Source organism: Streptosporangium album (assembly GCF_014203795.1).
Lineage (GTDB): Bacteria > Actinomycetota > Actinomycetes > Streptosporangiales > Streptosporangiaceae > Streptosporangium > Streptosporangium album.
The window spans coordinates 1-20,349 of record NZ_JACHJU010000012.1; the positions used below are offsets into that span (position 1 = coordinate 1).

A 20,349-nucleotide genomic window follows, 5' to 3' on the forward strand; every position below is an offset into this window, starting at 1 on the left:
CGGTGTGTATGCCGATCTGGCGGCTCTCGCGGCCGGTACGGCGGTGCCGGACGTGATGTTCTTCTCCGGGCTGGGCGAGCCCGGCGAGGACGTGCCCGCGGCTGTCAGGTCGGTGACGGGCCGGGTGCTGGCGGTGGTGCAGGAGTGGCTGGCCGGGGAGCGGTTCGCTGCGTCGAAGCTGGTGGTGGTGACCCGGGGTGCGGTGTCGGTCGCGGGTGAGGACGTCACCGATCTGGCCGGTGCGGCGGTGTGGGGTCTGATCCGGGCGGCACAGGAGGAGAACCCCGGCCGCTTCGTGCTCGTCGACTTGGACGGGCAGGGCCTGTCGGCCGACGCGGTGCTTGCGGCGGTGGCCGAGGGCGAGCCGGAGCTGGCGGTCCGTGAGGGTGAGATCCGGGTCCCCCGGCTGGTGCGGGTGGTGCCAGGGCCGGAAGCCGGTCCGGTGTGGAGTGCTGAGGGCACGGTGCTGGTGACCGGTGGCACGGGTGGTCTGGGTGCTCTGGTGGCGCGGCATCTGGTTGTCGAGCATGGGGTGCGGCGGTTGGTGCTGACCAGCCGCCGGGGCCCGGACGCTCCCGGGGCCGCCGGCCTGTGTGAGGAGCTGGCCGGGCTGGGCGCGCGGGTGCGGGTCGTGGCCTGTGACGTGGCCGACCGGGAGGCGCTGGCCGGGCTGCTGGCCGGTGTCTCCGGCCTGTCCGGGATCGTGCACACCGCCGGGGTGCTGGACGACGGGGTGATCGGATCGATGACGCCCGAGCGGATGGACGCGGTGCTGCGGCCGAAGGTGGACGCGGCCTGGCATCTGCACGAGCTGACCCGTGACCTGGACCTGGACGCGTTCGTGTTGTTCTCCTCGGTCGCGGGTGTCCTCGGCGCTCCCGGCCAGGCCAACTACGGCACCGCGAACGCCTTCCTGGACGCGCTGGCCGTCCACCGCAGGGCGCGGGGTCTGGTGGCGACCTCGCTGGCCTGGGGCCTGTGGACCGGGACCGGCATGGGCGGCGAACTGGACGAGGCCGATGTGGCACGGATGGCCCGGTCAGGCCTGGCGGGACTCTCCTCCGGCGAGGGGCTGGCGCTGTTCGACACCGGCCTGGCCGGCGGCGAGCCGGTCCTGCTGCCGATGCGGCTGGACTCCGCGGGACTGCGGGCACAGGGCGAGTCCCTGCCACCCCTCTTCCGGGAGCTGGTACGCGCCCCCGTCCGGCGGGCGGCCGCAGCCGGCGGCTCCTCTCTCGGCGGGCCCACGCTGGAGCAGCTGGTGGCCGGACTGCCGGAGACCGAACGCGACCGCGTGCTGCTGACCCTCGTGCGCACGCATGTCGCGGCGGTGCTCGGCCACGGCGGCCCGGAGTCGATCGGACCGGACAAGGGCTTCCTCGAGCTGGGCCTTGACTCGCTGGCCGCGCTCGAACTCCGTAACCGGTTGAGCGCGGTCGCGGGCTGGCGCCTGCCGGCCACGTTGATCTTCGACCATCCGACCCCCCGCGCGGTCGTGGACTACCTCCGGTCGGAGCTGGACGGGGAGCAGACGGCGCTCTCGCTGGACATGGAGCTGGCGAAGCTGGAGTCCGCGATGGCCGCCGCGACGCCGGACGAGGCCGAGTTCGCTCGGATCGCGGCTCGCCTGCGGGTACTGACCTCGAAATGGACTGAGATCCACCGTCCGGTGGAGGAGGCCGACTCCGAGCGGGAGCTGAAGTCGGCCACCGCCAGCGAGCTGTTCGACATGCTCGACAACGAGCTTGAGGCGTCCGGCCAGTAGCCCGGACCATGACACATGAACGCCCCCTGGCCGGGATCGGCAGGGGGCGTTCATGTGTCGCGGGTGCTCAGGCGGAGCGCGACCGGGGGGAGCGCGCCGAGAAGACGGGTGTCGGCATGACGATCGCGGTGAGGATGAGACCCTGGCTGACCAGCCAGCGTCCGGAGAAGCCGGTGAGCCTGCGGCCGTGGACCTGCGGTCCGCCGACCAGCAGCCGCGCGGAGAAGGTGCCTCGCAGGGGATCTATGGTGATCAGGGCGTTCTCGAAACTGAGCCACTGGTTCGTCAGGGGAAACCATGCCTTGTACACCGACTCCTTGGCGCTGAAGAGCAGGCGGTCCCAATGGATGCCCGGATGGGCGCGCAGGAGCTCGTGGATCTCCTCCTGCTCCTTCGGCAGGGCGATCGCCGCCAGCACGCCATTGGGCAACGTCTCGTTGGGCTCGGCGTCGATGCCGACGGCGCTGACGTCCTCGGGCTCGCCGAGCACGGCTCCGCGATAGCCGGCGCAATGAGTGATGCTGCCGACGACTCCGGCCGGCCACTGAGGCTCGCCCCGAGCCCCCGGCAGAATCGGCACCGGGGCCCTGCCGAGCATCCGCAGGGCCTTCCTGGCGCACAGCCGTGCCGTGGTGAACTCCCTGCGGCGCTTGTCGACCGCCCGCCCTATCACCGCTTCCTCCTCGGGGAACAGCGTCCCGTCCAGAACGTCATCGAAGGCGTCGGCCGACACTACGGAAGAAGGCAGAATTATCTCAATCATGAGATTCCCCTGGTTGGGAGCACAAGATTGCCGGTAACCGTCCACCGGGTTCATCGACAGTGGTCACATAGGGATCGTATGTGCGGGGCAAACGGCGGAGAATAATCCGGACGGATGTCACGGGGCTGCCGGACCTGCCTAAGGGGAGTAGGTGGACGGCTAGGGGATGGCCGGTGCCCCGGTCTCCGGCCTCGGCCCGTGGAGAATCGCCGTCCGGCCATTCACATGCTCGTCGATCGGTGGTGCGGGCCATACCCCCTAAACACCCCTGTCAGCTCTCCGAGTCGCGCAACTTCTCGGTGAGCCGCTTCCTCATCTGCCCGGCCACCGGAGGGCCGATCTCGTCGGTCAGGGCGAGCGCCTGGACCAGCGCGTCGTGTGCCGCGTCGTTGTCCCCGCCGGCCAGATACGCGGTGTTGAGCAGGATGAGGGTGCGGGCCTCGTGAACCGGGACCCGTATCCGCTGGAAGAGGGCCAGGGCGTGCTGGAACTGCGTCACCGCCTGCGCGGGGTCGGCGTTCGAGAGGGCCAGTTCGCCCAGTCCGACCAGCACCCGTGCCTCCGCGAGGCGCTGGTTGGACGTGCTGGCCAGCATCAGGGAGTGGCGTAACGCGGCGTCCGCCTCGGCGAGCTTGCCCTGGCGCAACCGCGCGACGCCCAATCCGTGCAGCGTGTACGCCTCCCCCGTGGAGTCGCCGATGTCCCTGACCACCTCCAGTGCCTCCTCGAACGCCTGCGCCGCGAGAGCGGGTTCCTCAGCCTGGAGGTGGGTGTGGCCCATCCGGCTCAGGACCTGGGCCCGCACCCTTCTGCTGCCGCCGCTCTCGCTGAGGCGCAGTGCCTCCGACAGCAGGTGCTTGGCGCCGTCGAAGTCGTCGAGCTCGAGCCTGAGCTGGGCCAGGTTGTGGAGCGTGTAGGCGGCGGCGGCATTGTCGCCGACGTCGCGGAATATCTTCAGCGCCCATTCGTAGTGGGCGGCCGCCTCCTCGAAGTGACCGCTCAACCGTTCCAGGAACCCGATGTTGCGGACGGTCAGGGCGATCCCTCTGGCATCGTCGACCTCCCGGAACAGCCTGAGCGCCAGGTCGAATTCGCGTCGTGCGTCCTCGAAGCGCTGCTCGGTGATCGCCAGAGAGCCCATCGAGTGGAGCACCGCCGCCTGGCCGCGCTTGTCCTGGGCCTGTCGGCCGGCCGCCAGCGCGATCTCGTGGGTCTCCCGCCAGTCGTCGAGGTAGACCCGCGCCTCGAAGAACGCCACCACGTTGATCGTGAGCCCCCAGCAGAGCTCGACGAAGCCCGCCTGCGCCGCCTGCCGGATGCCGGAGACCAGGATCAGGCGTTCGCGCTCGAACCAGGTGAGCGGCACCTCTATGAGCCGGTCGACCAGCTCCCCGGGCAGCGACCACAGGGCGGCCTCGGTGCTGAGCAGGGTCTCGGGACCGTACTCTCGGCGACGGGCCGCCTCCGCGAGGAAGAGCAGGCCGCCGAGCGCGCGGGCCAGTGCCGCGCTCCGCTCGGTGGCGGACTCCTCCGCGGCGAGACGTTCCCGGGCGAACACCCGGATGAGGTCGTGGAAGCGGTACTGGGTGTGCACGCCGCGTCCGACCTCGGTGGTCTCGACGAGCTGCGCGTCGGCCAGGTCGTCCAGCAGGTCCTGGGCGTCGGCGAAGGGCATGTCGAGGAGGGCCGCGCTGATCCAGGCGGGAAAGAGCTGGGAGTCCAGGATCGCCAGCCGGCGGAAGAGCCGGCGGGCGTCCTCGCCGGCGCTGTCGTAGGTGAGCGAGATGCTGGCCCTGATCCCCATGTCGCCGTGCCGGAGTTCGTCAAGCCGGCGCGTCTCGTCCTCCAGCCGCCCCACCAACTGGTCGATGCTCCAGTGGGGACGCGCCAGAAGCCGCGCGCCCGCGATGCGCAGCGCGAGGGGGAGCCGGCCGCAGAGCTCGGCGAGCGCCGCGGCGGACCCCGCCTCGGACTGCACCCGCTCGGCTCCGGCTATCCGCGACAGCAGGTCCATCGACTGGCTGGAGTCGAAGACGTCCACATCGATGTGGATCGCTCCCGCCAGACCGGCGAGCCGGCTCCGGCTGGTGATGATCACGGCGGAGGCGGGGTTGCCGGGGAGCAGGGGCAGGACCTGGCTCTCGTTGCCCACGTCGTCGAGCACGATGAGCATTTTGCGGTCGGCGAGGAGGGCACGGTACATCTCCGCCCGTTCCTCCAGGCCGTCGGGGAGCGCGGTACCGGGCACGCCGAGCACGCGCAGGAACCGTTCGAGCACCTGCATGGGGCTGGTCGGGCGCAGGACGCCTCCGTGCAGGTCGGCGTAGAGCTGCCCGTCCGGAAAGTGCTTGGCGACGCTGTGCGCGGCGTGCACCGCGATGCTGGTCTTGCCGATCCCGGCCTTCCCGACGATCGCGATGATCGGTACGGCGAACCCCGACCGGTCGCCGGCGGCGAGTGTCAGCCGTTGACGGATGTCGTCGATCTGCTTGGTGCGACCGGTGAAGTCGGCGATGTCGGTGGGGAGCATGCCGGGGACGCTCGGGACGCGGGCGGCCGGTTCCTCGACGATCTGGACGGGCTGTTCCGGCAGATCGAGGCTCTCGTCGGAGGTGAGGATCGCGTGTTCGAGCTGCTGGAGCCGTTCGTTGGGCTCGATCCCCAGCTCTTCGACCATGGTACGGCGGGCGAGCCGATAGACCTGGAGTGCCTCGGCCTGACGTCCGGAACGGTAGAGGGCCGTCATGAGCTGGCCGCGGAGCCGTTCCCTGAGGGGGTGTTCCTCCACGAGCTCGGTGAGTTCGCCGACCAGTTCGTGGTGCCTGCCGAGGTCCAGTTCGAGCTGGATGCAGTCTTCGTTCGCCGTGATCCGGCGTTCGGTGAGCCTGCCCGCCGCGGACTGCACGAGCCTGCTCTCGATGCCCTCCAGAGCGGGGCCACGCCACAGGGAGAGCGCCTCGCGGTAGTGCCTTATGGCCTCGCCGGGGCTGCGGTTCTCGCGGGCGCGCCGGGCCTGGGTGACGAGGGTTTCGAAGCGATTCGAATCGATCTGGCCGTTGTCGACCTGGATCTCGTATCCCTGGGACTGGGTGGAGATGAGATCGGCGTTACCGTGGGCGGCGAACAGGCGCCGGAGCGCGGATATGCAGATCTGCACCTGGGCCCGTGATGTGGTCGGCGGGTCGTCACCGTAGATCGCCTCCATAAGGCGGCCGATGGTGATCGCCCGGTTGGGGTCGAGCAGGAGGACGGCCAGGACGGTCTGCTGTCTGATGCCTCCCAGGTCCAGACGCTGGCCGTCTACGGTGATCTCAAGAGGCCCCAGAACACGAAAATCCACCGCATCTCCTTGAAGAAAACTCGCAACCCAGCCTCATGCGAAAGTCTTCACACTCCCCGATGCGAGAGAAGTGTCAGTCGTCCGTCCATGTCAGGTATACAACCCCAGGGAGTTCCGTCCCACGGGAACGATTGCCGCTGGCGATCTCGTAACGTTCGCGGCCAATGATCTTACCGGTATCGACGTCGCCCCGTATGCGATGTGTCGCTTTCGGGGGGAGCGTACTACTTTGTGTGGTGGCGTGCCAGGGGTATCCCACGGGCCGCGATAAGTTCGCTCCTCGTTTTGTTCCCGTAACCTTGTGGACACGCAAACAGAAACGGCCGGAGACGACTATGTCTCCGGCCGTTCGGGTGCCTGCGCACCCGTGGCGCTTACCTCATGAACCGTCCCACGGGTCGCCGTTCATCGTGGCCGGGACGGTGGGCGTGAGATGCCCCGCGGCGTCGACGGTCGTGGCCGCGGCTGCGACGGCGCCCGTGACCAGCACGCCGACGGTGAGGGCCGTGGAGAAGGCGATACGGAAGACGAGGCCGGGGCTGTAGTCGCTCATTTTTCGCTTACCTCTTGTCGTGTCGCGGTGGCCGATGACCGCCGGCTGATTTCCTGCTGCCCGATCAACGTCGCAGTCGCCGCCATCCGCTCATTATCGGATCGCTTCCCGCGTGCCATTAATGCAGCTCAGACCTATGGGAATTAATTTTCCGCAGTTTTTACGAGCAGGGCTCATAAGTTATGCGGGCGAAGCGTTCGATTCCGGACGGGTGCCCCGAAGTGCTTTTTCGCGCGGTGTGCCATGGAGGGCGGATAGCTGAGCGAAGGCGTACGGATAGCGAGTTCCGGAACTCTGGACGGAGGCCCGGGCCGGCCGGTGTCCGTCGCATTCGACGGCCGGGCGACGCGTACGGGATCGGGAGCGGAGGGGAACGGATGCGCGCAGAATCGCCCGCCGGCTCGTGGAGGCACCCCGCGGGTGCCCGGTACGTGATCGCAGAGGTAGTCGAGCAGTCCGTCGCAGCGGACCCGGGAAGACAGGTGTCCTTGACATGAGCATTACCGCGCAGGCACTGGACGGCGTCTACGGTCGATCGGCCGCAGGCGTGCGGGCGCGCCTGGAACGGGCCGACGCCGGCTGCTGGGACTCCGTCGCCGCCGCCGAGACCGACGGCGACGGTCGCATCAGCGAATGGCGCCGCCAGAAGTTCGAGCGGGGCCTCTACCGCATCATCTTCGACAGTGATTACTACTTTGTCGGCCTCGGCCTGAGCGCCGCCTATCCGGAGATCACGGTTGTTTTCCGCATGCAGGACGAGGCTGATTCCTACCAGATCAAGGTGCTGCTCTCGCCCTACTCCTATTCGACGTATTTCGGTTCCGGCAGTTGACGACAGTCGTGCAGGTACAGAAGGGAACCCGAAGTGAAGATCACTCGACCCTCAGCCGGGCGCTACAGCCCTTTCACGCCGATAACCCTTCCCGGGCGGGTCTGGCCGGGCAACACCATCACCATCGCGCCGCGCTGGCTGTCGACCGACCTGCGTGACGGCAACCAGTCACTGGCCAACCCCATGTCGCCCGACCGCAAACTGGCGATGTTCGAGCTTCTGGTCGGCATGGGCTACAAGGAGATCGAGGTCGGGTTCCCGGTCGCGAGCCAGGACGACCACGACTTCCTGCGTGTGCTCATCGAGCAGGACCGGATCCCCGACGACGTGCGGATCTCGGTGCTGGTGCAGGCACGGGACGAGCTGATCCGGCGCACTGTGGAGAGCCTCGAAGGAGCACCGCGCGCCACGATCCACCTGTACAACGCGACCTCGCCGCTGTTCAGGCGGGTGGTGTTCGGCATGAACCAGGACGAGTGCAAAGACCTTGCGGTGCAAGGCACCCGCCTGATGATGAAATATGCCGAAAAAACGCTCGGTAACTGTGATCTCGGCTTCCAATACTCTCCCGAACTGTTCAACGACACCGAGTTGGACTTCTCGCTGGAGGTCTGCGAGGCCGTCATGGACGTCTGGCAGCCCGAGCCGGGACGGGAGATCATCCTCAACTTCCCCACGACCGTCGAGCGCTCGCTGCCCAACGTCTTCGCCGACCAGATCGAATGGCTGAGCCGGAACCTCTCGCGCAGAGAGCACGTCTGCCTGTCGATCCACCCGCACAACGACCGGGGTACGGGCGTCGCGTCGGCTGAGATGGCGCTCCTGGCGGGAGCCGAGCGCATCGAAGGCTGCCTGTTCGGCAACGGGGAAAGGGCCGGCAACGTCTGCCTGGTCACGCTGGGGCTCAACATGTTCACCCACGGGGTCGACCCGCGCATCGACTTCTCCGACATCAACGGGATCCGCCGCACCGTGGAGCACTGCAACGGCCTGTCCGTCCACCCCCGGCACCCCTACGGCGGCGACCTCGTCTACACCTCGTTCTCGGGGTCGCACCAGGACGCGATCAAGAAGGGCTTCGACGCCCTGGAGCGTCAGGCCGCCCGGGTGGGCGCCGACGTCGGAGACCTGCCGTGGGAGATGCCGTACCTGCCGCTCGACCCCGAGGACGTGGGCCGCACGTACGAGGCCGTGGTGCGGATCAACAGCCAGTCCGGCAAGGGCGGCGTGGCCTACGTCATGAGCGCCTGGCACGGCCTGAACCTGCCGCGTGATCTGCAGATCGACTTCGCGCACGTGGTCCAGTCGCAGGCCGACGCCGAGGGCGGAGAGATCACCCCGAGCCGGGTCAGGGAACTCTTCGAGCGGGAATACCTGCCGGGCTCCGACCTGCCCGTCCCCCTCGTCTCCGGTGCCGAGCCGGTGACGACCTCCCTGCACATCGACGGGGAGAGATTCGACGTCGGAGCGGGCAGGGCGGACAGCGTCCAGGCGGTCCAGGCGACGCTCACCCGCCGGGGTTTCGACGTGCGCGCCGTACACCGCACCGGGATCGCCGTCCACGACCGCGGCGCGGACGCGGAGGTGGCCGTCTACGCCGAGTGCCGGGTGGACGGCCGGGTGTCCTGGGGCGTGGGCATCGACCGCGACGTCGAGGCGGCCTCGCTGGCCGCGGTGCGGTCGGCCGTCATCAGGGCGCGTCTGAAGCACCTGCCCGCCAGAGACGAGGAGAACGTGCGGAGTGCCGCGCCCCTGGTTGCAGCAAACAGCTAATAGCCAATCAATAACGGACGAAAGCCGCATGAGCTTAGCGTCTTCAGTGTCACCCCAGCCGGGCGGCAGTCGAGATCGAAAGGCGCGACGACCATGCGGCGAGTACGGCTCACAGCGAAGAAGCCCGTAAAAGGAACATCCGGGAAGCGGAAGGCGGAGGCATGCGACTCGCTGGACCTGCGCACCCCGTCCGGCCGCACGTTGTGGTTCTGAACCGTTCAAACCATTCCTCACAGAAGGGGGGCTGATCATGGGCCTGATCGAAAGAACGGAGGCGCTGGCCTCCCTGGAGGCGCTGCTCGCCAGCGCGGTGATGGGCAAGGGAAGGATCGCGCTGGTCAGTGGCGCCGTCGCGACCGGCAAAAGCGAGCTGTTGCACACCTTCGCGGAGCAGGCGATCGACCTGGGAGCCCTGGCCGTCACGGCGACGGGGTCACGTGTCGAGCGTGACCTGCCGCTGGGTGTGCTGCGCCAGCTCATCCAGGACTCACCGCTGGTGGCCGAAGAGCGAGAGCGGGCCATGGCCCTGCTCGACGAGGGCGCCCGCACCGTGAGGGCGTCCGACTCTCAGGCGGAGACCCTCGAACAGATCGACGCCCAGGTCATCCACGCTCTCTGCACGGTGCTGCTGGAGCTGTCGGAACGCTACCCGCTGATGATCATCGTCGACGACGTGCACCATGCCGACCGCGCGTCCCTGCTCTGCCTCGCCTACCTGTCGCGGCGGGTGAGGTTCTCCCGGATCGTGGCGGTGTTCAGCCGTTCCGACCACGGGCGGTCCACCGAGACGTTCTTCCAGACCGAACTGCTCCGCCAGCCCCACTGCCGCCGTGTCCCGCTCGCCCCGCTCTCCAGAGCGGGTGTGATGTCCCTGGTCGCGGAGCGGGTGGGACGCGAGACCGCCGAACGGTTCTCCGAGGAGTGGTACGCGCTCAGCGGTGGCAACCCGTTGCTGGCCGGAGCGCTGATCGACGACTACCAGGACGCGGCGCAGGCCGCGGACGGAGAGGCACCGGCCGACCTCGTCCCCGGAGAACGGTACGGCCAGGCCGTGCTGTCGTGCCTGCACCGCGGTGGGCCGCGGATGCTTCAGATGGCGCGGGGGCTGGCGGTCCTCGGAGAGCCGGACTCCCTCGCACGGCTCCTCGGCATCGGTCCCGCGCCCGTCAACCAGGCGCTGCACTCTCTCACCGTCGCGGGCGTGCTCGCCCTGGGCCGGTTCCGGCACGAGGCGGCCCGCGCCGCCGTGCTGGCCGAGCTGGACGCCCAGGAGTGGGCGGCCCTGCACCGGCGCGCGGCGGAGCTGGCCTACGACGCCGGCGCCTCCACGACGACGGTCGCCGAGCATCTCCTCCAGGCCGGCCAGGTCGACGCCCCCTGGGTGATCTCCGTCCTGGAGGACGCGGCCAGGAGCGCCCTGCGAGAGGGGCGCGTCGAGTCCGCCGTCGCCTACCTCCGGCTGGCGTGGCGCGAGTGCGCCGACGAGCAGCACCGGATGAAGATCACCACCATGCTCGTGCGCGCCGAGTGGCGGATCAATCCGGGCGCCCCCGCGGGACACCTCGCCGAGCTGGCCGACGCGATGCAGCGAGGCCATCTGCGAGGGAGCGACGCGGTGGTGCTGGCGAGGGCGCTGCTCTGGCACGGCCGGTTCGACGACGCGCGGGACGTGCTGGAGCACCTGAACGAGGCGGACGACGGAATGGACCCGGAGACGGTGACGGAACTCGTCATCGCCCGACCCTGGCTGCGCGCCACCCACCCCTCCTTCCTCGCCCATCTGCGACCGGCGACCGGCGAGCAGGGCCGTACCGCCATCGTGTCGGTGGCGGCGAACCGCCGGCTGGACGCCGCGCTCGCGCTCGCCGACGTGCTCGCCAGAGGACCGCGCGAGGAGGTCGTGGACGCGGTCGAGCGGATCCTGCGAGGCTGCCGCCTCGACGAGATGTCGATGGACACCGTGGAGAGCGCGCTCCTGGCGCTCACCTACGCCGGGCGGCCCGACAAGGCCGCGCCCTGGTGCGACCTGTTCAGCGCCGAGGCCTCCACCCGGCACGCCCCCAGCCGGCAGGCCAGGCTCGCCGCCATCCGGGCCGAGATCGCGATCCGTCAGGGCGACATGCCGGGCGCGGAGCACCACGCGCGCACCGCCCTGGACATCATCCCCCTCAGCAGCTGGGGCGTGGCCGCGGGCGGGCCGCTGAGCAGCCTCATTCTCGCCTCGACGGCGATGGGCAAGTACGACGTCGTCAACGAACTGCTCGACCAGCCCGTGCCCGACGCCATGTTCCAGACCCGGTACGGCCTGCACTACCTGCACGCCAGAGGCCGCTACAGCCTGACGACCGGTCACCCGGCCCTGGCGCTGCGCGACTTCCAGCTCTGTGGAGAGCTGATGGGCAGATGGGACCTCGACGTACCGGGACTCGTCGCCTGGCGGGCCGACGCCGCCGAGGCCTGCCTGCGCATGGGCAGATCCGAGCAGGCCCAGCAGCTGGCCGAGGCGCAGATCAGGCGCTGCGGCCCAGCGACGCCCAGAGTGCACGGCATCGCCATGCGCGTGCTGGCCGCCACGGGAGAGGTGCGGCACCGCCCCATGCTGCTCCGCCAGGCGGCGGAGCTGCTGCAGTCGGGCGGAGACCGCTACGAGCTGGCCAGGGCGCTCTTCGGCCTCGTCGAGGCATACCACGCGCTCGGTGAGTACAGGCGGGCCGGAATGATCGCCGGCCGCGCGCACTCCGTGGCACTGGAATGCCGCGCCGAACCCCTGATCAGGGCGCTCTCCCGTGACAGCGACGGCGTCGGCGCCGGCGCCGGCGCGGAGCTCTCGATGGTGGCCAGCCTGACCACCGTCCTGAGCGACGCCGAGCGCCGGGTCGCCGTCCTGGCGGCCGCCGGATACACCAACCGTGAGATCGCGGGCAAGCTCTACATCACGATCAGCACGGTGGAGCAGCACCTGACGCGGACCTACCGCAAGCTGAACATCACCCGGCGTGCCGACCTGCCGTCAAGCCTCGAATTCGGCAGCCCCGTCACCGCCTGATCCATGTCTGTCCTTACTCACCGAACCCATTTGGAGGAGTGCCGATGTCCGCCGACCTCATCGAGCCGGTGACCGACGACCGGCCCCCGCTGGAACAGGATCCCGTCTTCGCGCTGCACCGCGGCGGCAAGCTGGAGACCCGATCTTCCGTCCCGGTCAGGGACAAGGACGATCTCTCCCTGGCCTACACGCCCGGCGTGGCGCGCGTCTGCTCCGCCATCGCCGAGCGGCCCGAACTCGTCCACGACTACACCTGGGTGTCCAACGTGGTCGCCGTCATCACCGACGGCACCGCCGTACTGGGGCTGGGAGACATCGGCCCGCATGCCGCGATGCCCGTCATGGAGGGCAAGTCGCTGCTGTTCAAGGAGTTCGGCGGGGTGAACTCGGTCCCGATCTGCCTGGCGTGCACCGACACCGACGAGCTTGTCGAGACCATCGTGCGGCTCGCGCCCTCCTTCGGCGGGATCAACCTGGAGGACATCTCCGCCCCGCGCTGTTTCGAGCTGGAGAGCAGGCTCAGGCAGGCGCTCGACATCCCGGTCTTCCACGACGACCAGCACGGCACCGCGATCGTGGTCCTGGCCGCGCTGCGCAATGCCGCCCGCCTGACAGGCCGGTCGCTGCCGGACCTGCGGGTCGTGGTCGCGGGCGCCGGCGCGTCGGGGATCGCCGTGACCCGCATGCTGCTGAACGCCGGAGCCGGGGACATCGCCGTCTCCGACAGCAAGGGCGTGATCCATCCGGGGAGGGAGGGACTGAACCCCTACAAGGCCGCGCTCGCCCTGGAGACCAACCGGGCCGGTCACACCGGATCGACCGAGCAGGCCCTCGCCGGGGCGGATGTGTTCGTCGGTCTGTCCGGGGCGACGGTCGGCGAGGAGGCCGTCGCCTCGATGGCCGCCGACTCCATCGTCTTCGCGCTGTCCAACCCCCGGCCGGAGATCCACCCCGAGGTGGCCCGCAGGTACGCGCGGGTGGTCGCCACCGGCCGCAGCGACTTCCCGAACCAGATCAACAACGTCCTCGCCTTCCCCGGCGTGTTCCGGGGCGCGCTGGACGTCAGGGCCTCCGCGATAACCGAGAACATGAAGGTCGCCGCCGCCGGCGCGCTCGCCGGAGTCGTGCGGGGCGAGCTGTCGGAGGACTACGTGATCCCCAGCCCGTTCGACCCCCGCGTCACGTCCGCGGTGGTCACGGCCGTCGCCGCGCAGGCTCGCCTGGACGGCGTCGCGCGCCTCTGACCGGATCCGGTTCCACGCCCGGTGCCCGATAGTGGATTTTGTAGGGGTGTCAGGAAAAGGACTTCCCTGCCTACTCTGACGGCATCGACCTAATTCACATTTCTGGAGCCGTGGAACCAGGAAATCCGGTGAGGAGATCGCGTGTACATACAGGAGAAGGCTGGAAGCAGCCCGACGCCGGTGACCGATCTGCCGAAGGAGACGACGCGCGATCGGGTCACCGAGCTGGAGCTCATGAGGGAGAGCGTCCATCAGGGCCCCGACCCCGAGGCGACGGTCAGGCAGCACGCCAAGGGCAAGCTCACCGCACGTGAGCGCCTCGACGTGCTTCTCGACAGTGGCTCGTTCGTGGAGGTGGAGGCGTTCCGCAGGCACCGGGCGACCGGCTTCGGACTGGAACGGCGCCGACCGCACACCGACGGGGTGGTGGCCGGCTGGGGACGGATCTACGGGCGCGAGGTGATGGTGTACGCGCACGACTTCCGGATATTCGGTGGCGCGCTCGGTGAGGCCCATGCCGAGAAGATTCACAAGGTGATGGACCTCGCCGAGTCCTCGGGCGTCCCTCTGATAAGCCTGAATGACGGTGCGGGCGCGCGTATTCAGGAAGGCGTGACAGCGCTAGCCGGTTATGGCGGGATATTTCAGCGTAATGTGCGAGTTTCCGGTGTTATTCCGCAGATAAGCGTGATGCTCGGGCCGTGCGCCGGGGGAGCGGCCTATTCTCCCGCGCTCACCGACTTCGTCTTCATGGTCCAGGGCACCGCCCAGATGTTCATCACGGGCCCCGACGTCGTCAAGGCGGTGACCGGCGAGGAGATCACCCAGGACGACCTGGGCGGTGCCCGGGTGCACGGAACGCTCTCCGGAGTGGCGGGCTTCGTCTACGACGACGAGGTCTCCTGCCTGGAGGACGTGCGCTACCTGCTCTCTCTGCTGCCGGCCAACAACCAGGAGCTGCCGCCCTCGATCCCCTGCGTCGACCCGCCCGACCGCAGCAACGACAGCCTCCTCGACCTCGTCCCCGCCGATCCCGCCCAGTCCTACGACATGTCCGCCGTCATCGAAGAGATCGTGGACGGAGGCGAGTTCTTCGAGTTCCACGCCGGCTGGGCGGGCAACCTCATCTGCGGGCTCGCCAGGTTCGACGGCCAGGTGACCGGGATCGTGGCCAACCAGCCGAACCATCTGGCGGGCGTCCTGGACATCGGAGCGTCGGAGAAGGGCGCCCGATTCATCCAGATGTGCGATGCGTTCAACATCCCGCTCGTCAGCCTCGTCGACGTCCCGGGCTTCCTGCCCGGCGCCGACCAGGAGCACGGCGGGATCATCCGCCACGGTGCCAAGCTGCTGTACGCCTACTGCGCGGCCAGTGTCCCGCGCATCCAGGTGATCGTGCGCAAGGCGTACGGCGGCGCCTACATCGTGATGGACTCCCGCTCGATCGGCGCCGACCTGTCCTTCGCCTGGCCCACGAACGAGATCGCCGTGATGGGAGCCGAAGGGGCGGCCAACGTCATCTTCCGCAGGGAGATCGCCGCCGCCGCCGACCCCGCCGAGCAGCGCGCCAAGCGAGTCGAGGAGTATCGGAGCACGCTCATGCACCCCTACTACGCCGCTGAGCGGGGCCTGGTGGACGACATCATCGACCCCCGCACGACCAGGGCCACGCTGACCCGGGCGCTGGGACTGCTGCGGGCCAAGCACGCGCCCGCGCCGCAGCGTAAGCACGGAAACCCGCCGATGTGATGGACGGACCCGAACTCCGCATCGTGTACGGCGATCCGACGGAAGAAGAACTCTGCGCACTGATCTGCGTGTTGCGCCTGACGGCCGCCGCCCGCGAGGTGGACGGACACGCCGACTCCCACGCGGGAGCGCCTCCCTGGAGGCCCCACGGCTACCGGTCGCCGCGCTCCTGGTCAACGTCCTCCACGCTGCGAAGGCCGCAATGAACCGTCCCCTTCACAAGGTCCTGATCGCCAACCGTGGTGAGATCGCCGTGCGGATCGCCCGCGCATGCAAGGACGCCGGCCTGACCGGCGTCGCCGTCTACGCCGACCAGGACCTCGACGCCCTGCACGTCCGCGTGGCCGACGAGGCCCACGCCCTCGGCGGCACCACCCCCGCCGACACCTACCTCGACATCACCAAACTACTGCGCATCGCCCGCACCAGCGGCGCCGACGCCGTCCACCCCGGCTACGGCTTCCTCGCCGAGAACGCCACCTTCGCCCAAGCCGTCCTCGACGCCGGCCTGACCTGGATCGGCCCACCCCCAGCCGCGATCACCGCCCTCGGCGACAAAGTCGCCGCCCGCCACATCGCCCACGCCGTAGGCGCCCCCCTCGTCGCCGGCACCACCGACCCCGTCTCCGGCCCCGAGGAAGTCACCGCCTTCGCCCGGCAACACGGCCTGCCCATCGCGATCAAAGCCGCCTACGGCGGCGGCGGACGCGGCCTCAAAGTCGCCCGCACCCTGGCCGAGATCCCCGACCTCTACGACTCAGCCGTCCGCGAGGCCATCACCGCCTTCGGCCGCGGCGAATGCTTCGTCGAACGCTACCTCGACCGCCCCCGCCACGTGGAAACCCAGTGCCTGGCCGACACCCACGGAAACGTCGTGGTGGTCTCCACCCGCGACTGCTCCCTGCAACGCCGCCACCAAAAACTCGTCGAAGAAGCCCCCGCCCCCTTCCTGAGCCCCGAACAACACGCGCTGCTGACCACCAGCTCCAAAGCGATCCTGCGCCAAGCCGGCTACCACGGCGCCGGCACCTGCGAATTCCTCATCGGCCAAGACGGCACGATCTCCTTCCTGGAGGTCAACACCCGCCTGCAGGTCGAACACCCCGTCACCGAGGAAGTCGCCGGCCTGGACCTGGTCCGCGAGATGTTCCGCATCGCCGACGGCGAACCCCTGGGCTACGACGACCCCGCCCCCCGCGGCCACTCCATCGAGTTCCGCATCAACGCCGAAGACGCCGGCCGCGCCTTCCTGCCCGCCCCCGGCACCATCACCGCGCTCCGCGCCCCCGCCGGCCCCGGCGTGCGCCTGGACGCCGGCTACGAGGCCGGCATGACCGTCCCGGGCGCCTTCGACTCCCTGATCGCCAAACTCATCGTCACCGGCCGCACCCGCCAAGAAGCCCTGCAACGCTCCCGGCGGGCCCTGGCCGAGTTCACCATCGAGGGCATGCCCACCGTCTTGCCCTTCCACCAGGCCGTGGTCAACGACCCCGACTTCACCGACGACCCCTTCCGGGTGCACACCCGCTGGATCGAGACCGACTTCGACAACCAGATCCCACCCCACACCGCACCGATCGCCGCCCCCGGACAGCCGGCCGGACGCGAGAGCGTCACCGTCGAGGTCGGCGGCAAACGCCTGGAAGTGGTCCTTCCCGCCGGATTCGGCACCCCCGCACCCGGCACCGGCACCGGGGCCAGGGCGCCGCGGCGGACCGGCCGCGGCACGGGCGCCACGACCGCCGCGGGCGGCGACAGCCTCATCAGCCCGATGCAGGGCACCATCGTCAAGGTGGTGGCCACCGACGGCGACAGCGTCACCACCGGCGATGTCATCGTGGTGCTGGAAGCGATGAAGATGGAACAGCCGCTGACCGCGCACAAGACCGGTACCGTCACCGGTCTGAGCGCCGCCACCGGTCAGAGTGTCACCGCCGGCGCCGTCATCTGCGACATCAAGGACACCTGACCGTTCCACGCACCAGGGCCGCCCCCTTCTCACGGGGGCGGCCCCCCTGGACCGCCCGGCCGGGTACGAGCCGGAGCGTTCAGGCCGGCAGCGGCTCATACCCGGCTGATCTTTCCCGGGGCGCTTCACCGGCCGTTGAAGGTCGCGCGGGTACACGCTCGGACCGCCCACGATGCATGCGAGGGCCTCGACCACCGAAAGCACGAGGTCGAAGGCCGCGCCGTGCGGCTCTGGGATGACGGCCATGACGTGCGCGCGGTAGCCGCTGTACGGCCCACCGGCCGGTCAAGGTAGGGCCAGCCCCCCTGTCAAGAGCGGTGCCGCCGTGACTGCCCGGCCGCGTCCCGTACGGCAAAGTCATGGGTAGCTCCTCCGAACATCTCTGGAAGGCGGATCCCATGAACTCAGCTCTGCGTGTAGTCGCAGTCCCCACGGCCGCGGCGCTGCTCGAGCGGCTCACCCCCGCTGAGCGAGCGGTGTTCGTGCTCCGCGAGGCCTTCTCCTACGGCTATCGCGAGATCGCCGAAGTGCTGGATCTGTCCGAGGCCGGCTGCAGGCAGCTCCACCGCCGTGGCCGCCAGCGGATCGGAGGACGTCGCATGTCCGAGGCTCCCGGTGCGCGCCGGCGGCGGAGCGTGGAGGGCTTCATGCTGGCCGCCTCGGAGGGCGACCTGGCGGCGTTGGAGCGGATCCTCGCCGACGACGTGGTGGCCTGGGCCGACGGGGGTGAGACGGTCACCCCCCTGGTCGGCCGCCGGGAGGTCGCCCGCTACGCGGTGGACGTGCTCGCCAGGTTCGGGAGCGCGGCCGAGGTGGAGCACACCGAGGTGAACGGCCAGACGGCGCTCGTCGCCAGGGTCGGCGGCGAACTCGCCGGAGTGATCGCCATAGAGATCGCCGACGACCGCGTCACCGCCCTGTGGTCGGTCCTCAGCGCCACCAAGCTCGCCGTGATCACGAGGGAGCTCCCCGGCGCCGAGTGAACCGCTCCGGCTTCCGGCCACGCCGTACCGGAATCCGGGCGGTTCACCCGCGTCCGGCAGGGGTTTGGCACCCGGCCACGCGCCGAGATCACCTCCAGGCTCACTCGGGTACGCGCGGCAGAGTCGCCTCCGGGCCTACTCGGGCACGCGCGGCAGATCCGAGATGCTGTCCAGCCAGGCCTGGTGCAGGCCGGCGAAACGGCCCGCGTCGGCGATGAGCTGGTCAGGCGGCCCGTCCTCCACGATCCTGCCGCCGTCCATCACAAGCACCCGGTCTGCGACCTCGATGGTCGACAGCCGGTGGGCGATGATGAGAGCGGTCCGGTCCGCCAGGATCGTCCGCATCGCCCGCTGCACCAGCCGCTCGCCGGGGACGTCCAGGCTGGAGGTCGCCTCGTCGAGGATCAGCACCGCGGGGTCGGCGAGGAAGGCCCGGGCGAACGCCACGAGCTGCCGCTGGCCGGCCGACAGCCGGCCGCCGTGCTTGGCGACCTGGGTGTCGTAGCCCTCGGGAAGCGCCGAGATGAACTCATGGGCTCCGATGGCCCGGGCGGCCTCGACGACCTCGGCCATGGTCGAGCCGGGCCGGCCGAACCGGATGTTGTCGGCCACCGAGCCGGTGAACAGGAAGTTCTCCTGCGTCACCATGACCACCGCGCCGCGCAGCGCGTCCTCGCCGAGGTCGCGCAGGTCGACCCCGTCGAGCAGCACCCGGCCGGCCACCGGGTCGTAGAACCGGGAGACCAGCTTCGCCAGTGTGGTCTTCCCCGCTCCGGTGGTGCCGACCAGTGCCACGCTCTGCCCCGCCGGGATCACCAGGTCCATCCGGGGCAGCACCGGAGTGCCGTCCAGATAGGAGAACTTCACCTCCTCGAACCGGACCTCCCCGCGTGGCCGTTCCAACGTGACGGGCTCGTCCGGCTCGGCTACCGCCGGCTTCTCCTCCAGCACGCCGGAGAGCTTCTCCAGGGCGGCCCCCGCCGACTGGAAGGTGTTGTAGAACTGGGAGATCTCCTGCATCGGCTCGTAGAACTGGCGCAGGTAGAGCAGGAACGCGGCGAGCACACCGACCGTGACGCCTCCGCCGATGGCCAGCCAGCCGCCGTAGAACAGGACCGCGGCGATCGTGACGTTCCCGATCAGCTTGACGCCCGGCATGAAGAGCGCGATGAGGTGCATGCTCTTCACGTTGGCGTCCCGGTAGTCGGCGTTGAGACGGGAGAAGATCTCCTGGTTGCGCGGCTCCCTGCGGAACGCCTGGACCGCCCGTATGCCGGTCATCGACTCCACGAAGTGGACGATCACCAGTGCCACGGTCTCCCGGGTCCTGCGGTAGGTGATGGTCGACTGCCGCCGGAACCAGCGGGTGAACAGCAGCAGGACCGGCAGGGGCAGCAGGGCGACCACCGCGAGGTGGACGTCCAGGACGAGCAGCAGGACCGCCGTGCCGGTCAGCGTGAGCACGGCCGTGACGAGGCCGTCGAAGCCCGACTGCAGCATCTCGGAGATGGCGTCGATGTCGGAGGTGAGCCGGGCCACGACCCGGCCCGAGGTGTAGTCGTCGTGGAACGACAGCGACAGCTTCTGGAAGTGGCCGAAGACGCGCCGCCGTAGCTCCAGCAGGATGCCCTGGCCGATGCGGCCCGCCATCCTGAGGAACACCTGCCGGGACACCGCCTGGATGACGGCCGCCGCCAGCACCGCCGCGACGACCGTCATCAGCGTGGCCGGCCCCTCACCCGAGGTCATCGGCGGAATGCCCGCGTCGATGCCCACCTTGATCAGGTAAGGGATGGCGAGGGAGGCGGCGTTGCTCACCACGATGATCGCGACGAGCAGGACGATCTCCCTGCGGTACGGCCGCAGCAGCTCGCCGAGCAACCGCCTGGACCGGGCACGCAGCAGGAACGACACCTGATCCGACAGGTCGTCCTCGTTCTCGGCGGCGACGCCGCGCCAGTTCTGCGTCGTGGTCGAGCTCATCGCAGTGCCCCCTCACTGTCCAGGTCGCTGTCCAGGTCGTCCGGATCGACCTCCAGGTCCGCCGACAGCAGGGCCCGATACTCCGGCACGCTCGCCAGCAGCTCCTGGTGGCGGCCGACGTGTGCGATCGTGCCGTCCAGCAGGAGGGCCACCTTGTCGGCGAGCAGCACGGTGGAGGCCCGGTGCGCGACGACGATCCCGGTGGCGTCCCGCAGGACGTGCCGCAGCGCCTCCTCCACCAGGGCCTCGGTCTCGACATCCAGGGCCGACAGGGTGTCGTCCAGCACCAGGACCTTCGGCCGGCTGAGGACGGCGCGGGCCAGGGCGAGGCGCTGGCGCTGGCCGCCGG

General features: G+C 69.6%; 13 protein-coding genes and 1 pseudogene. 9 read left to right on the top strand and 5 right to left on the bottom strand.

All coding sequences use genetic code 11. The features are described from left to right. A partial coding sequence (locus tag FHR32_RS42590; protein ID WP_184760258.1) for a type I polyketide synthase occupies nucleotides 1-1,765 on the top strand: 1,765 nt, incomplete at its 5' end. Between the two features lie 67 nt (nucleotides 1,766-1,832). On the opposite strand, the gene FHR32_RS42595 is transcribed toward FHR32_RS42590, so the two are convergent. The 3 genes from FHR32_RS42595 to FHR32_RS42605 all read right to left on the bottom strand — a co-directional run bounded on the left by FHR32_RS42595 (nucleotide 1,833) and on the right by FHR32_RS42605 (nucleotide 6,421). Continuing rightward, entirely contained in the window at nucleotides 1,833-2,528 is a 696-nt protein-coding gene (locus tag FHR32_RS42595) for a 4'-phosphopantetheinyl transferase family protein (protein WP_184760259.1), read from the bottom strand. Between the two features lie 271 nt (nucleotides 2,529-2,799). Next, nucleotides 2,800-5,868, bottom strand: a complete 3,069-nt coding sequence (locus FHR32_RS42600) for an AfsR/SARP family transcriptional regulator (RefSeq protein ID WP_184760260.1) — start codon at nucleotides 5,866-5,868, stop codon at nucleotides 2,800-2,802. Nucleotides 5,869-6,247: 379 nt separating this feature from the next. After that, the gene (locus FHR32_RS42605) at nucleotides 6,248-6,421 is read right to left on the bottom strand and encodes a hypothetical protein (RefSeq protein WP_184760261.1); all 174 of its coding nucleotides are present in this window, start codon (nucleotides 6,419-6,421) and stop codon (nucleotides 6,248-6,250) included. A gap of 493 nt (nucleotides 6,422-6,914) precedes the next feature. Here FHR32_RS42605 and uraH point away from each other — a divergent pair, with 493 nt between their 5' ends. From uraH to FHR32_RS42645, 8 genes are all read left to right on the top strand, one after another. Next, nucleotides 6,915-7,253: a hydroxyisourate hydrolase gene (gene uraH / locus FHR32_RS42610; protein WP_184760262.1), complete on the top strand. Its 339-nt coding sequence runs from the start codon at nucleotides 6,915-6,917 to the stop codon at nucleotides 7,251-7,253. A 33-nt stretch (nucleotides 7,254-7,286) separates the two neighbouring features. Next, nucleotides 7,287-9,026 (top strand): 2-isopropylmalate synthase, encoded by a 1,740-nt coding sequence (leuA, locus tag FHR32_RS42615; RefSeq protein ID WP_184760263.1) that lies wholly within the window; start codon nucleotides 7,287-7,289, stop codon nucleotides 9,024-9,026. Nucleotides 9,027-9,276: 250 nt separating this feature from the next. Continuing rightward, entirely contained in the window at nucleotides 9,277-12,072 is a 2,796-nt protein-coding gene (locus FHR32_RS42620; RefSeq protein ID WP_184760264.1) for a helix-turn-helix transcriptional regulator, read from the top strand. A 44-nt stretch (nucleotides 12,073-12,116) separates the two neighbouring features. Beyond that, nucleotides 12,117-13,316 (top strand): NAD(P)-dependent malic enzyme, encoded by a 1,200-nt coding sequence (locus tag FHR32_RS42625; protein ID WP_184760265.1) that lies wholly within the window; start codon nucleotides 12,117-12,119, stop codon nucleotides 13,314-13,316. A 234-nt stretch (nucleotides 13,317-13,550) separates the two neighbouring features. Then, nucleotides 13,551-15,065: an acyl-CoA carboxylase subunit beta gene (locus FHR32_RS42630; protein ID WP_184760270.1), complete on the top strand. Its 1,515-nt coding sequence runs from the start codon at nucleotides 13,551-13,553 to the stop codon at nucleotides 15,063-15,065. Beyond that, the gene (locus tag FHR32_RS42635) at nucleotides 15,065-15,271 is read left to right on the top strand and encodes an acyl-CoA carboxylase subunit epsilon (protein WP_184760266.1); all 207 of its coding nucleotides are present in this window, start codon (nucleotides 15,065-15,067) and stop codon (nucleotides 15,269-15,271) included. The genes FHR32_RS42630 and FHR32_RS42635 overlap by 1 nt, the downstream gene beginning before the upstream one ends. Beyond that, complete coding sequence (locus FHR32_RS42640) at nucleotides 15,268-17,034, top strand: acetyl/propionyl/methylcrotonyl-CoA carboxylase subunit alpha (RefSeq protein WP_184760267.1); 1,767 nt, start codon at nucleotides 15,268-15,270, stop codon at nucleotides 17,032-17,034. The genes FHR32_RS42635 and FHR32_RS42640 overlap by 4 nt, the downstream gene beginning before the upstream one ends. A gap of 398 nt (nucleotides 17,035-17,432) precedes the next feature. Further along, entirely contained in the window at nucleotides 17,433-18,017 is a 585-nt protein-coding gene (locus FHR32_RS42645; protein WP_184760268.1) for a sigma factor-like helix-turn-helix DNA-binding protein, read from the top strand. A 135-nt stretch (nucleotides 18,018-18,152) separates the two neighbouring features. Here FHR32_RS42645 and FHR32_RS42650 read toward each other — a convergent pair whose 3' ends face one another. Next, on the bottom strand, nucleotides 18,153-20,000 hold the full coding sequence (locus FHR32_RS42650) for an ABC transporter ATP-binding protein (RefSeq protein WP_184760269.1): 1,848 nt from the start codon (nucleotides 19,998-20,000) through the stop codon (nucleotides 18,153-18,155). Further along, nucleotides 19,997-20,349 (bottom strand): annotated as a pseudogene (locus FHR32_RS42655) (ABC transporter ATP-binding protein); the annotation flags it as partial. The pseudogene FHR32_RS42655 and the gene FHR32_RS42650, both read right to left, overlap by 4 nt.

Bases quoted from the DNA above. Each gene is read 5' to 3' on its own strand.
- FHR32_RS42630 (WP_184760270.1), top strand. From the start codon at position 13,551: ATGAGGGAGAGCGTCCATCAGGGCCCCGACCCCGAGGCGACGGTCAGG.
- FHR32_RS42605 (WP_184760261.1), bottom strand. From the start codon at position 6,421: ATGAGCGACTACAGCCCCGGCCTCGTCTTCCGTATCGCCTTCTCCACG.
- FHR32_RS42635 (WP_184760266.1), top strand. From the start codon at position 15,065: ATGGACGGACCCGAACTCCGCATCGTGTACGGCGATCCGACGGAAGAA.
- FHR32_RS42595 (WP_184760259.1), bottom strand. From the start codon at position 2,528: ATGATTGAGATAATTCTGCCTTCTTCCGTAGTGTCGGCCGACGCCTTC.
- FHR32_RS42650 (WP_184760269.1), bottom strand. From the start codon at position 20,000: ATGAGCTCGACCACGACGCAGAACTGGCGCGGCGTCGCCGCCGAGAAC.
- FHR32_RS42625 (WP_184760265.1), top strand. From the start codon at position 12,117: ATGTCCGCCGACCTCATCGAGCCGGTGACCGACGACCGGCCCCCGCTG.
- uraH (WP_184760262.1), top strand. From the start codon at position 6,915: ATGAGCATTACCGCGCAGGCACTGGACGGCGTCTACGGTCGATCGGCC.
- FHR32_RS42620 (WP_184760264.1), top strand. From the start codon at position 9,277: ATGGGCCTGATCGAAAGAACGGAGGCGCTGGCCTCCCTGGAGGCGCTG.
- FHR32_RS42645 (WP_184760268.1), top strand. From the start codon at position 17,433: ATGAACTCAGCTCTGCGTGTAGTCGCAGTCCCCACGGCCGCGGCGCTG.
- FHR32_RS42640 (WP_184760267.1), top strand. From the start codon at position 15,268: ATGAACCGTCCCCTTCACAAGGTCCTGATCGCCAACCGTGGTGAGATC.